This is a genomic window from Acinetobacter sp. GW821-FHT01E09 (assembly GCF_059422385.1).
In genome coordinates, this window is record NZ_JBWKWU010000001.1 from 4,407,674 (window position 1) to 4,423,332 (window position 15,659).

Consider the following 15,659-nt stretch of genomic DNA (forward strand, 5'->3'; position numbering starts at 1 on the left):
TTTTGCTTAATTATGCTACATATTGGTGCGATATTTTTATTGTCTGTTTAATACGATTTGCTTTGAATTTTTAAATAAAAAAAAAGCCCAACCTTGGGGAAAGCTGGGCATATAAACTCTAAATCTCAAAAAAATTCATTTAAAATGAATGAACTTTATTGACTCATTATCCAAAATATCTTTTACTTTGTAAAACCTATTAAATTGATCGGATATAAATTAATTATCGTTTTTATAAATAATTGAGAATAAAACAACAATATTCACATGAAATGATTATACAATCACAAATTAATTCTAAAAATAAGCAGAATTTAATGACATTTTCTTGACATTGATCGCAAAACAACCATCGGTAATATCGATCAAAAAACACAAATAAACAATAAAATGAATGTATTAATTTAACAATTTGATATCTGTTTTATATGAAATAAAACTTTTGTCTGAATTTAGTCTGTTGTTCTAATTAAGTTTTTTTCTAGGTTGACGTAAAGCTGTTTAAATGTACGTTTTTTAAACAATGTAAATTTCATGTATCTACTTTGTAAACAGTGGCCTTAAACATCATTGACTTAATATCTTGTTACAATACAATGCCGTCTGTTTCACCAATTTCTCCTATTGGAAAAGATTATGAAAAAACTCGGTTTAGCCACTGCTTTATTATTAGCCATGACCGGCGCTCAAGCATACCAATTTGAAATTCAAGGTCAATCAGAGTATATCGATACAACTGAAAATGACAAAGATTTCACTGGTGGTTTGCAAGGTACTTACTACTTCAAAAATGTTGACTCTTCAAAAGGTCCATTGGCTGAAGCAGCGTTCTTAAACCAAGCATCAAATGTTTCTTTAGCATATAACTATGGCGAATTAGACGCTGGTGTAGTTGCACATAACTACGGCGCTAAAGCTGAACTTTATGTTCCTACTCCATATGTACCTGCATACGCAAGTGCTTCTTATAGCCACACAATCCTTGACGGTAAAAATGGCTTGCCAAATGATCAAGGCGATCGTTTTGCATTAGAAGTGGGTGCTCTTCCTACTCAAAACTTCTTAGTCGCTGTTGGTTACACTAACGTTGCTGACCAAGTTGCTTTAGATGCATTCAATGTTATGGGTAACGGCGTTGCTAAAGCGACTGCTGAAGCTGCAACAATTGGTGAAGACCAAGACGCAATCACTGCACGTGCTAAATACGTTGGCGGTATTGACGGTACAAATATGTCTTTAGCGTTTGAATCAGGCATCATCTATGGTGATGCGACTGCATACCAGTTCAAAACTGATTTCTATTTGAACCCACAATTAAGCGTTGGTGCTTCTTACGCAGCGTCTAGCTACGAAGGTACGCCTGATTCAGCTTGGGGTGCAAACGTAAACTACTTCATCACGCCTGCGATTGCAGTTGGTGCAAGCTACGTAAATGCAAACTACGAAAACAATAAAGGCCAAGCAATTTCGTATGTTGGTGATACGCAAACTGTTGGCTTAAACGCTAAATTCCGTTTCTAAGTTGCTTAGAAATTGAATCAAAAAAAGGACTCATACGAGTCCTTTTTTATTGCCTTTGTTTTTTAAATAAACAACTTAGTTTCTCAGTACATTTAAGAAATGTAGATGGCGTTCATATTGGTCAATGATGTCTTGAATCAAGTCTTCTTGCGTCCACTCCATCACATCATAGTTTTGACCACCTTCTCTTAAAAATATTTCTGCTTGATAAAAATCATCGGTTTCCTGATGTTCTTCATTCATCATAAAGCTTGGCGCAACCATTTTGCGTGCAATGACTTTATAGATAAAATTGAACTCATCATGATGATCCACACTCAGTTGAACACCGTCTTCGGTTTCTTTAATCACCACATTTAAATCACGGCGTTTAAACTCAAAACGAATACTTTCAAAAGCCTTAATCACATCAACCTGAATATAATGTTGTACTTCGGCCAACGTATGCGGATAGTGCATGATTAAGCCCAAACGTTGCTGCCAACTACGTGGGTTTTGCACAGCTCTCGGCGTGATTCTTGCCACTTGTAAAGCCTGCATCTTGGTGACATCTAAGCGCAATGCTTTGACTAAGCCCCAACACAACAACAGCATAATAAAGGTGAATGGTAAGGCACTCATCATGGTGGCCGATTGTAGTGCGCCTAGCCCACCAACCATTAATAGAATGATCGACAAGACCGCCATTAAAACAGTCCAGAACAAGCGTTGCCATATCGGCGAATTTTCTGTTTTCGCAGTGAGATAATCGGTCACCAATGCACCAGAATCCGCAGAGGTAACAAAGAACAACACCACTAGGAGTGTCGCAATAAGACTAAACACACCTGAAAAAGGCAGATGGGTTAAAAACTCAAACAATGCAACTGATGAATCTTTTTGTACCGCAGAAATCAGCCCCGTCTGCCCTTGTTCCATAATACTAAACAAGGCAGCATTGCCAATAAATCCCATCCAGATCAAGGTAAAGCCTGTCGGAATAAGCAGTACACCGACAATAAACTCTCGAATGGTTCGACCTTTTGAAACACGCGCAATAAACATACCGACAAATGGTGACCAAGAAATCCACCATGCCCAATACATAATGGTCCACCCCCCAATCCAGCCATTCGATTGATAAGCATATAAATTAAAGGTCATGCTAAATAAATTCGAAATATACTGCCCAGCGTTTTGAATGGTTGCTTGCAGGATATAAATACTGGAACTGGCAAGGAATACAAAGCCCAGTAATACCAAGGCTAAAATTAGATTCAGTTCAGAAAGTCGTTTGATTCCCTTATCTAATCCAAGGAAAACCGACAATGAAGCCAGCGTACTCACCACAATAATCAAAAAGATTTGGGTGCTAATATTACTTTCCCAGCCAAATAAATAATTTAAGCCAGAGTTAATTTGCGTTACCCCAAATCCTAACGTGGTAGCTACACCAAATACGGTACCAATGGTGGCAAAAGTATCGACCGCATCTCCGATTGGACCATGAATTCGTTGGCCAATAATCGGAAATAAACCCGAACGAACTTTGAGTGGCAAGTTATAGCGAAAAGCAAAATAAGCCAGCGTTAAACCTACAACCGCATAGATAGCCCAAGCATGTAAGCCCCAATGGAAAAAGGTAATTCTCATTGCTTCTTGGGCAGATTCAATGGTTTGTGGATCACCGGTAGGTGGATTGACATAATGCATGACAGGTTCTGCAACACTGAAGAACATTAACCCGATCCCCATACCCGCAGTAAATAGCATGGCAAACCATGACCCATTACTATACTCAGGCTGGCTATGATCAGGTCCAAGCTTGATTTTACCCATGTCAGAAAAGGCAATAAAAATCAGCACAATTAAAAATATTGCGACAGATAAAACATAGAACCAACTAAATGAATCGGTGATCCAGCGGTTCATCCTTTGAGTAATCAGTTCAAAGGCATTTGGTGCAAAGACAACAACGGCTAAAAAAAGCGCAATAATTCCAACAGTGCTCAAGAAAACATTTGGATTGACATTGTCAAACCAAGTGATTTTTTTGGAAGGCATATTTCCCCCAGGTTTTTATACTCAATGGACAGACTTTTTAAAGTCAAAAAAAGGCATTCACAGGTGTGAAAAAAGACGAATCCTGTAGAACAGCGATTGGATTCAGGCCACATTATAATTTAAATTAACATTTTCAACAATTTACTAAATGTAACAAGATCATTAGTTCATGATTTTGGTTTATTTTCAATATATTGCAGGGCAATCATCCGTGAGACGATCAGGGCAAAATACATCACGCCACAGAACATTTGCAACATTGAAATCACCCGTGCAGCAGGCGCAACAGGAATCAAATCGGACAATCCTGTTGCCGATTGCAGACTAAAACTAATGAACAATAAATCCAGCCAAGATTGGTAGTCTGCAACATGATTTGGGTTTTGAAAGCTCTGTGGAACCATCAATTGACAGATACTGTATAAGAAGGCAAATCCCCATGCGATCAGGGTAAATACCGCACCCGCAGCAAACAGTTCATCTTTGGTTAAATAACGATCTGCAAACATATAGCGGATTAGACCATATGCTGCACAAAAATAAGCGGCTGCTTCAAATGAATGTGCAAAGATTTGCAAAGTAACAGAATGAAAGCCAATCAGCATCAGAAAGGACATTACAAATGCCCCCGTGACAAAGGTTAAGCCCAACAGTGTAAATGTCGGTGTTTGTCGAATCACTTTGGCAATAATCAGTAATGCAGAGACACCGAGTAACCAAGTTAAAATTTGATAACTTCTGCTGGCATTGGTATAGACAGATAAAACTAAAATAAGCAGTTGGACCAACAATAACCATGCTGACGGTAATTGTTTAAAACCTTTCCAAAATTCGATCATTGAACGCATATTTTCTGATTCTGATTGTTCTTTTAAACATTCAAATTAACATATTCATGGGGTTTCTTAAATCCTTTCAATTTTTCGTGATCATTCAACTGATCAATCTGCATAAAACAAGCTTTATATCGCTTAAAAGCTGAAACTGGGATGATGGAGTTCTGGCTTTGCATCACCCATAAAAAAACACCTTCGAGAAGGTGTTTTTTAGGCTGATCTCAAATCACTTAGTGATCTGAAGCACCAGAGATACCAATACCTGTTTGTGAACGTACAAACTGTGCATCAAATGCTTTACGCTCTGCTTCTGCACGTGCAGATTTATCTGTCACAGAGAACAACCAGCAGCAGATGAATGCTAATGGCATAGCAAAGATTGCAGGACCATTGAATGAGTTGATCGGAGTATCAGAGATTTTTAATGTGTCTACCCAAACTGCTTTAGACAAGATAATTAAAGTCACCGCTGTCACTAGACCGACAACACCACCTACAACAGCACCACGTGTAGTTAAGCCTTTCCAGAACATTGAAAGAACCAATACTGGGAAGTTTGCACACGCCGCGACAGAGAATGCTAAACCCACCATGAAGGCAACGTTTTGCTTCTCGAACAAAATACCTAAAATCATCGCAAAAATCGCAAGACCAAGTGTTGCAATCTTCGACATACGTAATTCAGATTCAGGGGTTGTTTGACCTTTTTTCAGTACGTTTGCGTACAAGTCATGTGAAATTGCTGAAGCACCTGACAGTGTCAAACCCGCAACTACCGCAAGAATCGTTGCGAATGCAACTGCTGAAATAAAGCCCATAAACAGATCGCCACCCACTGCATCTGCAAGGTGTACCGCTGCCATGTTGTTACCGCCAACTAATTCTAGTTTGCCAGTCACAGCCATTTTAGCGACATCAATAAATTGTGGGTTGTTTGATACGAAAAGGATCGCACCGAAACCGATAATGAAAGTTAATAAGTAGAAGTAACCAATGAAGCCTGTTGCAACAACCACAGATTTACGTGCTTCTTTAGCATCTTTAACTGTAAAGAAACGCATAAGAATGTGTGGCAAACCTGCTGTACCAAACATGAGTGCTAAACCAAGCGATAAAGCATCGAGTGGGTTTTTCGCCAAACTGCCTGGTCCCATAATTTTGGTTGCATCATCAAGACTGACATCATGTACTTTTGCAAATACATCAATAGACTGTCTGAACATTTCAGAGAAGCTATAACCGACAGAATGCATCACCATGAACGCCATGAATGTTGCACCTGAAAGTAACATAACCGCTTTAATGATCTGTACCCAAGTTGTTGCCAACATGCCACCGAAGATCACGTAAGCCATCATCAGAAGACCAACAATCACAACTGCGATGTTATAGTTCAAACCAAATAACAGTTTGATCAGCTGACCAGCACCCACCATTTGAGCAATCAAATAGAAAGCCACAACTACAAGCGAACTGATTGCTGCAAGTGTACGTACTGGTTTTTCTTCTAAACGGAAAGAAACCACGTCAGACAGGTTATATTTACCTAAGTTACGTAGGCGCTCAGCAACCAAGAACAATACGATTGGCCAGCCAACCATGAAACCCAGTGAATAAAGCAAGCCATCAAAGCCTGAGCTAAACACCAATGCAGAAATACCCAAGAACGATGCAGCAGACATATAGTCACCTGCAATCGCTAAACCATTTTGGAAACCAGAGATACCACCACCAGCGGTGTAGAAATCCGCGGTATTGGTGGTTTGTTTTGCAGCCCATTTGGTAATAAATAAGGTTAAACCAACAAAAATTGCAAACATAATGATTGCATGCCAGTTAGTCGCTTGCTGCTGAGCTTCACCTAAATCTGGGCCTGCTTGTGCAACAGTAGAAAGCAGTGCAGTAGATGCAAGAGCTGCTTTAGTCTTTAAAGAGTTCCATTTCATCTTAGTGCAGTCCTTTTTCGTGGGCGATTGCTTCGACTTCTTTCATTGCATCTGCATTCAATTGATCCAATTTATTGTTGGCGATATATGAGTACACACCACACAATACGAAAGATAAAACAATAATTCCTAAACCTAAAGGAATCCCCCAAGTGGTGATGCCACCACTAAATGAACTCATTAAAAATTCTTTGTTATAGCCAACTAAAAGCATAAATCCAACATAAACGAACAACATAATTGCAGTTAATGTCCAGCTTAATTTACTTTTTTTAGCAACCATTTCCTTGAATTTTGGATTTTGTAGAATCGCCTCTACCTGTCTCTCATCCATAACCATGCTCCTTGATAAGCGACCAGAACGCTGGTTGCTTTTTTTAATATTTTTTTACATGGTCAAAATTAACAATATTGTGGGGTTCTCGTAACTTAGACTTTGGTCGTTAAATTTTGAGCAAAATAAACGAGACAGTTCATGTATGCGTTATTATAGGCGCAGCTTTTTATACTGTAGTCCTTATGAACAGTTGGTTAATTATAGGGGTTCTGGCCCTTTACATCCTCATTCTATTCGTTTGTGCTTTCTTTGGTGAGAAGCATGCGAGTCGATTAAGTACGCGCGGCAGGATGCTTCTCTTTAGTCTAACATTGGGGGTATATTGCTCATCTTGGACATTTTATGGAGCAACAGGAGCTGCAGTACGTGAGGGAATTATTTTTCTTCCGATTTATTTAGGACCTTTATTATTTGTCTGGCTGGGTTATGACATTTGGCGTCGTTTAGGTCGCGTTCGACAACATCATGCGATTTCTTCAATTGCCGACTTTGTCGCAGCACGTTATGGTAAAAGTGGAACATTAGCGTCCTTAGTGACCATCTTAGCTGTAATCGCCATTATTCCTTACTTAGCACTACAATTACGCGCCATTGCGCTTAGCGCTTCCGTCATGCTCGATCACAATACCCAAGTGGTCTCCACCACCACCAATGGTGTGCTTGGTCTTACCGCTGTATTGGCGATCTTGGCCATGATGTTTGGTACAAGACAAATTGCCAATACCGAACAACATGGCGGTTTAATGCTTGCTGTTGCTTTTGAATCATTTGTAAAACTATTTGCCCTGCTCTGCGTGGCCTTTTTCTTTATTTTTGATCATCCACAAAATATCGTACAAATCTCACAGGATGTGCAAAAGACTTTTCATGAAGTACAACTGTTTGGTGTGCCTGACACTTTCTGGGTTCAAACATTATTGGCCTCATTGGCGATTATCTGTTTACCACGTCAGTTCCATGTGGCAGTGGTTGAATTACGCGATGAAAAACATATTCGTGGTGCAAGACGGTGGTTTGCGGCATATTTGATTCTGACCATTATTGCCATTATTCCAATTGCCAGTTGGGCTCTTCATGCAGCACCTAAATATCTGACCATTCCTGATGTTGCGGTACTCTCATTGCCAATTAGTTATAACCAAGACTGGTTATCTTTACTGGCATTTTTAGGCGGTTTTTCAGCATCAACAGGTATGCTGTTAGTCTCGTCTGTGGCACTGTCCATCATGCTCAGTAATGACTTGATTATGCCTTCTCTATGGAAGTTTGGCATTCTTTCTCGTCATGACAAGCGCTTACCACAGGTACTTAAATTTACCCGTCGTGTGTGTATTTTAGCGGTAATGTTACTTGGATTTTTATTCTTCCACTTCTTTAATGATATTGACCAATTATCCACCTTTGGGTTATTGGCATTTAGTGCAGTTGCACAATTTTCGCCGGCTTTAATTGGTGGTTTATACTGGCGTGGTGGAAGTCGCCAAGGGGTTTATGCAGGCTTGGTCGTAGGCTTTATCCTTTGGTCATATACCTTATTATTACCAACGATTTTACGTAGCTTACCTGTTGAATATAGCCAGTTTGCACATCAATTTTTGATGTTTGGACCTTTAAATATTGAATGGTTAAGACCAGAAGCCTTATTTGGCTTTGAATCTTTTGCCCCGCTTACCCATGGTGTAATCTGGGCACTTGGCTTAAATATTACTTTATATATTTGGGTCTCTCGTATTTATCGCCCAAGTATTGCTGAGCAAATTCAGGCAGAGAGCTTTTTCTATTATGAAACCAAGCCCTTACCTGCACAAAATACCTCTACCGATATTAATTATTTACACCATGATGTCGCTAAACTTAAAGTCGGCGATCTGATTGCACTTGCCAAACGGATTACTGGTGAAGGCCCAGCAACCCATGCCTTTCAGCAATTTTGCACCATGAATAATGTGGTGCTCAATGAGAATAGCAGTGCCAATGGGATGTGGTGGCGGTTCACTGAACAATACCTCGCAGGCACAATCGGTGCAGCCTCAGCACGGACATTACTCACCACGGCTATGGTCAATAATGGCTTGGCTTTGGGCCAAGTGGCAAATATTCTTGACCAAGCGTCACAATGGCAACGCTTTAACCAAAATCTCATCATGACCATGATTGACCACATGACCCAAGGGGTGAGTGTGGTTGATGAAAACATGTGTTTGGTCGCGTGGAACAATCAATATTTAAAGTTGTTTGATTATCCAAAAGATTTAGTCTATGTCGGTTGCCCAATTGCCGATTTGATTCGTTATAACGCAGAGCGTGGCGAATGTGGTCCAGGCTCGGTAGAAGAACATGTACGTAAGCGAATTCATTGGATGAAAGTCGGTAGCGCACATGAGTTTGAACGGATTCGTAAAGATGGCCGTGTGATTCAAATGCGTGGTAATCCCATTGAAGGTGGTGGTTTTGTTACAACCTTTGCGGATATTACTGCATTCCGTGAAAATGAAGCGGTACTTGAAGCACGTGTGTCGGACCGTACTCAACAGCTTGCAAATGCCTTATCTGAACAACAACTGGCACGTGAGCAAGCCGACAAAGCCAATATGTCAAAAAGCCGCTTTATTGCAGCAGCCAGTCACGATTTGCTTCAACCGATGCACGCAGCACGCTTATTCAGTACGGCTTTAGAACAAAGCGTACAATCGGATGAAGATCGTAAAACCTTACAACAGCTTGATCGTGCCTTACATGGTGCTGAGAGTATGTTGTCTGCCCTTTTGGATATTGCACGACTGGAAGGTGGTTCAATCCAACCGAAACGCCAAGCTTATCCGCTGCATGATTTATTGAGTGATTTAGAACTGCAATTTAAATCAATCGCTGCACAACGCAATATCCAATTGCATGTCCATGATGCCCAATTCTGGATTGATACCGACCCACAATGGATTCGCCGTATCATCCAAAACTTTGTTAGTAATGCCTTACGTTATACTGCTCGTGGACGTGTGATTGTTGGTGTGTTACGCGCGTCCAATCGCCCAAATCATATCCGTATCGGTGTCTGGGATACCGGTCCGGGGATTGCAGAAGAACAACGCATTAAGCTGTTTCAAGAGTTTGAGCGTTGTGGACATACCTCGCCATGGGGTGAGCAAGGCCTAGGGCTTGGTCTAGCAATCGTACAACGTATGACCAGTTTGCTTGATTATCCTGTGCATGTTTACTCTGAATTGGGTAAAGGTTCATGCTTTATGATTGATGTGCCAATGGTAGCAGCACCTAAAGTGGTTTCATCACCTGTACAAGCGGTACCATTAAAAGCCAAAGCTTATAAAATCTTATGTTTGGACAATGATGATACGATTTTAGAGGGTATGGCAACGCTACTGACCAAATGGGGTTATCAAGTCTTTAAAGCCACTGAACCTGAACAAGCTTTGGAAATTATTCAAAAAGAAAATATTCAAGTCTGGCTGGTTGATCAGCATTTAAATCACGGCAAAATTGGCTTAGATTTTATTGTCGAAAACCGTCAGGAAAATGTTCCTTCAGCACTGATTACTGCAGATTCTGATCCTGAATTACCAGAACGTGTTAAAGACCTCAACGTGGTGTTGTTGAAGAAACCATTGAAACCTGCTTCTCTTCGAGCATGGTTATCTGGCTTGAAGATTTCTAAATAATCTTCCACTACGTTCAACCCTTTTCAGTTTATTGATCACGTTCTTCTTTAATGTTTTGAAACATTTACAACCTCTAGATCGTTGCATTCTAGAGGTTTTGTAACGCAATTTTTTAAGTGGAATAGCAATTTTTTTTAAGCTTTGTGCAAAAGCATTCAAAAAATAGCAAAACTTGAACCCATTTATTGACTAAAAACTTCAAAGCCCTCTTTTCTATGGCAAATAACATCAAAATAGTAAATATACACTTGTATAGTTAGTTACAATTTTCTATTTATATGATTTTAAAAAATAAAAAAACACTTTTTACCCTATCTACAACTTTAGTCTTATTCCTATTGCATCTCAGATAAATCAAAAATTACTTCAAGACAAAATCACGCTCATGTTTAGGAAAACAAAAACAGCGCTTGAATTCAATTTTAAATAGGATTTTTAACCATGAATATTTCAGAAACTGTTCCACATGGGCTACACCAAGCTCAACAATTTCATCGTCAATATGGTGCAAATGCAATCTTGCCTGAAATTGATTGGCAAGATCTTTTTAAACACAGCAAACTCCACGACACACAAATCCAAGCACTCAACACGATTTATCAAGCAGCTGTGCCTTTAGCACTTCAAGTGTTTGAGGAATTAAAATTTGATGTATTTACCCCTGTTGCTTACCATCCTCAAGGCTTAGGTCTGTTTGATAAATTAGCGCAACAAGAAGAAAAACTGGTTCAACGTCTCGAAGATGAATGCGAATGTTTAAATGATGAAGTTCGTCATCAAGTGTGGAGCATGTTACTGCGTGGCGGTGCGGTACTGGTCTTTAAAGCATGGTTAGGTAAAGTAAAAACTGGTGAAAATATCTTAGATATGACCCAATTCGATGAATTATCAGATTTGCTTTTTATCAAAACCTCACCAACAACATTGGCAGCTCGTTTAAAAATAGATGCACATGCAGATTACGACCATGTTTTCCTAATGTATGGCAATGATGTTTTTCTAGACCGTTTTAATAGCTTAGAAGCGGCTGCTTTATTTGTAGATTTAGGTGTTTATGATGCAGCTTTCTTAAGTCTACGTGATGACCGAGTAGCAGATTACCTAAAATCTAAAGGCTATGTCACCCATGAACAAATTGAAGATTTAAAATGTGCTTTAAACCCATTGGGCTGCCCTGATCAAGTTTCTAAACAAGACTGTTTAGCTTAATCCTCATGCTTGAATGATGTATAAAGAAAGCCAGTCAATTGACTGGCTTTCTGCGATTTAGCTTAAAGATTACTTCGCACTTTAAAATAATAATATCTGCTCAGCTAGTTTAAGGTATGTACTGATGCTTTACCCTCAATAAAAAGTCAGATATTTCACTTAATATTGATCAGTTTAAGTTTTAATTCTCCCCAGCCCTACTTTTAAAAAGGAGGAAGTTTTCCATCACTAAAATTAATTTAGCTTCGGGTCATCGAGGCTAAGCATTTTATCGCGTATTAATACAATGCCTTAGGCAATTTAATCTGAATAATTTCATTATCATCCGCACGCTTTGCATTTCGTCCTGATGAACCTGGGAAGTTATTGTCATTTAAAACAGTTAAAGTATTTTTATTTTCAATAATCACATCTTCAATGGTTTCAAATGGAAAAGCAAAAGTTGTAGCTGTACCAATATCTCCATCTCGCGCTGTACCATAGAGATTATTCGGGTTAGCGATATTCATAAGATCAACTAAGTCAGAACGTTTTACCGCTTTACCAGAATCGCCTAATTCAATTTGAATCAGCTTCTTATAACCATCTAACTTGTTTTGACTCGCATCACGCTCAATGATAATGCCAGACTTATCATCAAACATTTGGAAGTCACCAATATTGGTCGCCTTGGCATTCAAGGTAAAATAATAATATCGACCAGTATACGCTTTCTTCTTCACATCAAATTGTGAGATAAGCAACTGTTGTGTGGTCTCGCCTTTTAACGGTTTTTCTAACAAAGGATATAAATATTGACCATCCTTAGACAATGCCATTCCTTCAAAGCCACCGCTTTGCTGAACCAAAGGCTCTACATAATTTATGTTAGCTTTATTGAATTGATTTTGCGGAGAACGCAATTCCACACCAGCTTTCAATGGATGAGGTAATGCAATCGGCGCATCAAGCAGTATTCCATCTTTATCAAAATGCAGTAAATATGGTCCAAATTCATCACCAATCCAATAGGTACCATCCGCAGTACGTTGTATCGATTCAGGATCAAAATCTGCCCCAGTGAGTAAACGATCTGTGCTGTTTTGATTGATAATTGAAAATGGTATTAATTTATTGGGATCACGAAGCTGAATAAAGCTCATCACTTGAACTTTTGCAGATCCTGCTGATTTCGTCCGAAAATCAGGTTTTACTTGATAAACACGGAGTAAAAAGTCAGATGAATTGTCTTGTGTACCAAAGCCATTGTCTGCCATAACCATATAAGTGCCATCACCGTTCTTTACAGCACCAGAGAAGCCTTGAACTGGCTGACCTTTAAAAGGTGGAAATATGCCATTGGCGCCCTTTACAAAGGCACCTGAGTTTGGACCCGCTGCATAAGTTTCGACATCAAGTTTGGCAAATGAAACCAAGGTCGGTACAGTGACAGATGGTTCAAATGAGAAATCCTTGTCATCATCATTACATGCGGTTAAAGCCAATACGCCTAACGCTAAAACAGAGTAAGCAATTTTTTTCATAAAGGTCTTTTTTATTGATTTAAATGAGCTTTATTAGAAACCAATAGCATGACATTTTGAGGTCATTTCAATGACAATACTGCGTCAGTTTGATGATACGTAGACATGTTTCACTCAGCATATACTCCACCGTATAAGCGCGCGTCAGCTGAATTAACATATTGAATTTAATAACATTAACAACTGAGTAATCTTCCTCTATCTGCTTAAATTCATATTGAATTTGAGCTTGAGCTAGACTTGAATATCAAACCCCAAATCCACATCACAGGCAGCTTGACCACCACAGATTCCCCAATTTTCAGCGGGAATTTCTCTTAATAAAATTTTGATATGATCTTTTGGAATCCCCAATACAGATAGATTCTCTACAATACTGCGATACAAATTTCGTTTTGTATCCAGTGTACGCCCAGCAAAACAATCAATACGAATCAGGGTAAATTTTTCAGGATAAAGCTTATTCGGTGGACATTGAAAGCGATGTGGTTCATGTACAAATAAACGAATATCACGATCATATTCAGGAATTTTAAAAGCGCTCACCAATGCATGATGAACTGCATCGATTAAGTCCACTTCTTGTGCTACAGAATATTGATATCTAATTTCAATTGTAGTTGCTGGCATTATTGTTCTCGATTTATATTATTTTAAATCGAGAGAATAGCATAATTTATAGACAATCCTAACAATTCAACTGATATCAATTCAGCTGCTTCCACATCTTTTCAATAATATAATAATCCATTGAATTAAATTAATTTTTTACTTAGGTAACAATCTTAATAGCCCCGCATTTTTCCCATCTTCCAAAACCCAAATCGAACCATTATGGGCGGGATGGATATCTCGAATGCGTTGCTGCATGTTTAAACGCTGTACCTCACGAACAGGCTTCGATTCAGTATCAACTACAATAATCGCCTCTGAAGATAACCCACCAATCAAGGCTTTATGATTCCATTTCGGGAATAATTCATCTTGATAAAAGACCAAACTGGAGGGTGATATTACTGGTGTCCAACTGATTTCTGGCGCCTTAAATTCAGGACGCGTCGCATGATCGGGAATGGATTTTCCTGAATAATGATCACCATTGGAAACAATCGGATAACCATAATTTTCGCCCTTCTTAATCAGATTTAACTCATCTCCTCCTTTAGGCCCCATTTCAACCACCCACAATTGATCCTTCGTATCAAAAGCCATACCTAATGGGTTACGATGACCCAACGACCATACTTGTTTTGCAATCTCACCTTGTTGAGTAAATGGATTATCTGCAACAACAGTACCATCATCATTCAGTCTTAAAACTTTTCCTAAGTTTGAATTCATATCTTGAGCAGGATCAAATTTCTGGCGTTCACCAGAACTAATCCAGAGCTTACCATCCTTTGCAAAAATCATTCGATGTGCATAATGCCCTTGTCCTGAAACCTTAGGAACTTGCTCCCAGATTCTTTTAACATTGATTATTCGAGGATTTTTCTCTTGTAGATTTAATTCACCACGAATCACAACCGCACCATATCCCCCTTTTCCTGTTTCGGCATAACTTAAATAAATTTGATGATTATTTGCAAAATCAGGATGTAAAACAATATCACCTAAGCCACCTTGTCCACCATAAGCCACTTGGGGAACCTCTAAAATTTCTATACTTTTCAATGTGGAAGGATCAAACAGTTTTAGCTTTCCTCTCCTTTCGGTAATCAGTAAACGACCATCAGCCAACTCAGCCATTGCCCAAGGTTCATCAAATGTCGCTACTTTTTGGATCTGATAGGTCTGGTTGATCAGCGAATTTGCTGTAGTGGTTTGATTATTTTGAGCATTACATGCACTCAACAAGCTACTGCTGAGCAATAGAGGTAAATAGATTAAGCACTGTCGAAAAGCCTTCATTTTAGATTCCCTCAATATTGTTATGACTTATCGATTTATTTTAAACAAAAGTATCCATCTCACCATTTCATATTGGTAACTGAGCGAATTGGGTCTTAATTTTTGATTGGATCATCTTGTAAGCTTTAACCTACAACAATCGCAGTGATTAGCGAATATACTGACTTAGGCATTGCGCTTATCATAGCAAACATAAAGAGACAGGAAATCTCATTGAGAATAAGAAAACACACAGGACGTGAGATTCGACAGGAGTCAAATCTAACACACCAATACGAAGAAAACCCCATCAGGATGATGGGGTTTTCTTTTTGCATCTACAAAAATATATTTATTTTCAGTTGCTTATGCACTTCAATTCTTCTACAGGTTTCTTTTCATTTCGCTAATAAACACCACAAATCCCACGCATAAAAAAACACCCCAATCTCGTTAGAGACCGGGGTGTTTTAGATTTAAAAGCTGGCGATGACTTACTCTCACATGGGTAACCCCACACTACCATCAGCGCTAAGAGGTTTCACTTCTGAGTTCGGGAAGGGATCAGGTGGTTCACTCTTGCTATTGTCGCCAGCAAACTGTTATGGACTTGTTCGGGTCTTATTTAAATGCCTTACTTCGTACCAAATGAGTTTAACAGAACATTTGAGTTGAATAGT

Annotated in this window: 10 protein-coding genes and 1 rRNA gene; 3 read left to right on the forward strand and 8 right to left on the reverse strand. The window is 39.1% G+C overall.

Annotated features, from left to right (window positions below):
* Positions 1-636 precede the first annotated feature (636 nt).
* A complete protein-coding gene (omp33-36, locus tag AC07U8_RS20150; RefSeq protein ID WP_034612715.1) occupies positions 637-1,521 on the forward strand; it encodes a porin Omp33-36 in 885 nt (294 codons plus the stop codon).
* A 75-nt stretch (positions 1,522-1,596) separates the two neighbouring features.
* Here omp33-36 and AC07U8_RS20155 read toward each other — a convergent pair whose 3' ends face one another.
* The 4 genes from AC07U8_RS20155 to AC07U8_RS20170 all read right to left on the reverse strand — a co-directional run bounded on the left by AC07U8_RS20155 (position 1,597) and on the right by AC07U8_RS20170 (position 6,680).
* Positions 1,597-3,564 (reverse strand): glycine betaine transporter, encoded by a 1,968-nt coding sequence (locus AC07U8_RS20155; protein ID WP_096735337.1) that lies wholly within the window; start codon positions 3,562-3,564, stop codon positions 1,597-1,599.
* 167 nt (positions 3,565-3,731) lie between these two features.
* Positions 3,732-4,412 (reverse strand): ion channel, encoded by a 681-nt coding sequence (locus tag AC07U8_RS20160; RefSeq protein WP_494738497.1) that lies wholly within the window; start codon positions 4,410-4,412, stop codon positions 3,732-3,734.
* Between the two features lie 218 nt (positions 4,413-4,630).
* The gene (locus AC07U8_RS20165; RefSeq protein WP_004816490.1) at positions 4,631-6,346 is read right to left on the reverse strand and encodes a cation acetate symporter; all 1,716 of its coding nucleotides are present in this window, start codon (positions 6,344-6,346) and stop codon (positions 4,631-4,633) included.
* A 1-nt stretch (position 6,347) separates the two neighbouring features.
* Positions 6,348-6,680, reverse strand: coding sequence for a DUF485 domain-containing protein (locus AC07U8_RS20170; RefSeq protein WP_004725226.1), 333 nt, complete (start codon positions 6,678-6,680; stop codon positions 6,348-6,350).
* Between the two features lie 185 nt (positions 6,681-6,865).
* Between AC07U8_RS20170 and AC07U8_RS20175 the strand changes: the two genes are divergently transcribed.
* Complete coding sequence (locus tag AC07U8_RS20175) at positions 6,866-10,357, forward strand: PAS domain-containing hybrid sensor histidine kinase/response regulator (protein WP_035371643.1); 3,492 nt, start codon at positions 6,866-6,868, stop codon at positions 10,355-10,357.
* Positions 10,358-10,798: 441 nt separating this feature from the next.
* A complete protein-coding gene (locus AC07U8_RS20180; protein ID WP_034612732.1) occupies positions 10,799-11,566 on the forward strand; it encodes a hypothetical protein in 768 nt (255 codons plus the stop codon).
* Positions 11,567-11,844: 278 nt separating this feature from the next.
* Here AC07U8_RS20180 and AC07U8_RS20185 read toward each other — a convergent pair whose 3' ends face one another.
* The 4 genes from AC07U8_RS20185 to rrf form a co-directional block, all read right to left on the reverse strand.
* On the reverse strand, positions 11,845-13,089 hold the full coding sequence (locus tag AC07U8_RS20185) for an esterase-like activity of phytase family protein (RefSeq protein WP_056517634.1): 1,245 nt from the start codon (positions 13,087-13,089) through the stop codon (positions 11,845-11,847).
* A gap of 234 nt (positions 13,090-13,323) precedes the next feature.
* Positions 13,324-13,719, reverse strand: a complete 396-nt coding sequence (locus tag AC07U8_RS20190) for a tautomerase family protein (protein WP_494738498.1) — start codon at positions 13,717-13,719, stop codon at positions 13,324-13,326.
* A gap of 138 nt (positions 13,720-13,857) precedes the next feature.
* The gene (locus AC07U8_RS20195; protein WP_494738499.1) at positions 13,858-15,000 is read right to left on the reverse strand and encodes a PQQ-dependent sugar dehydrogenase; all 1,143 of its coding nucleotides are present in this window, start codon (positions 14,998-15,000) and stop codon (positions 13,858-13,860) included.
* A gap of 460 nt (positions 15,001-15,460) precedes the next feature.
* Positions 15,461-15,575: ribosomal RNA gene (gene rrf, locus AC07U8_RS20200) — 5S ribosomal RNA — on the reverse strand.
* Between the last annotated feature and the right edge of the window lie 84 nt (positions 15,576-15,659).

Coding starts and splice junctions, on each gene's coding strand:
- omp33-36 (WP_034612715.1), top strand. CDS start 637: ATGAAAAAACTCGGTTTAGCCACTGCTTTATTATTAGCCATGACCGGC.
- AC07U8_RS20155 (WP_096735337.1), bottom strand. CDS start 3,564: ATGCCTTCCAAAAAAATCACTTGGTTTGACAATGTCAATCCAAATGTT.
- AC07U8_RS20160 (WP_494738497.1), bottom strand. CDS start 4,412: ATGCGTTCAATGATCGAATTTTGGAAAGGTTTTAAACAATTACCGTCA.
- AC07U8_RS20165 (WP_004816490.1), bottom strand. CDS start 6,346: ATGAAATGGAACTCTTTAAAGACTAAAGCAGCTCTTGCATCTACTGCA.
- AC07U8_RS20170 (WP_004725226.1), bottom strand. CDS start 6,680: ATGGATGAGAGACAGGTAGAGGCGATTCTACAAAATCCAAAATTCAAG.
- AC07U8_RS20175 (WP_035371643.1), top strand. CDS start 6,866: ATGAACAGTTGGTTAATTATAGGGGTTCTGGCCCTTTACATCCTCATT.
- AC07U8_RS20180 (WP_034612732.1), top strand. CDS start 10,799: ATGAATATTTCAGAAACTGTTCCACATGGGCTACACCAAGCTCAACAA.
- AC07U8_RS20185 (WP_056517634.1), bottom strand. CDS start 13,089: ATGAAAAAAATTGCTTACTCTGTTTTAGCGTTAGGCGTATTGGCTTTA.
- AC07U8_RS20190 (WP_494738498.1), bottom strand. CDS start 13,719: ATGCCAGCAACTACAATTGAAATTAGATATCAATATTCTGTAGCACAA.
- AC07U8_RS20195 (WP_494738499.1), bottom strand. CDS start 15,000: ATGAAGGCTTTTCGACAGTGCTTAATCTATTTACCTCTATTGCTCAGC.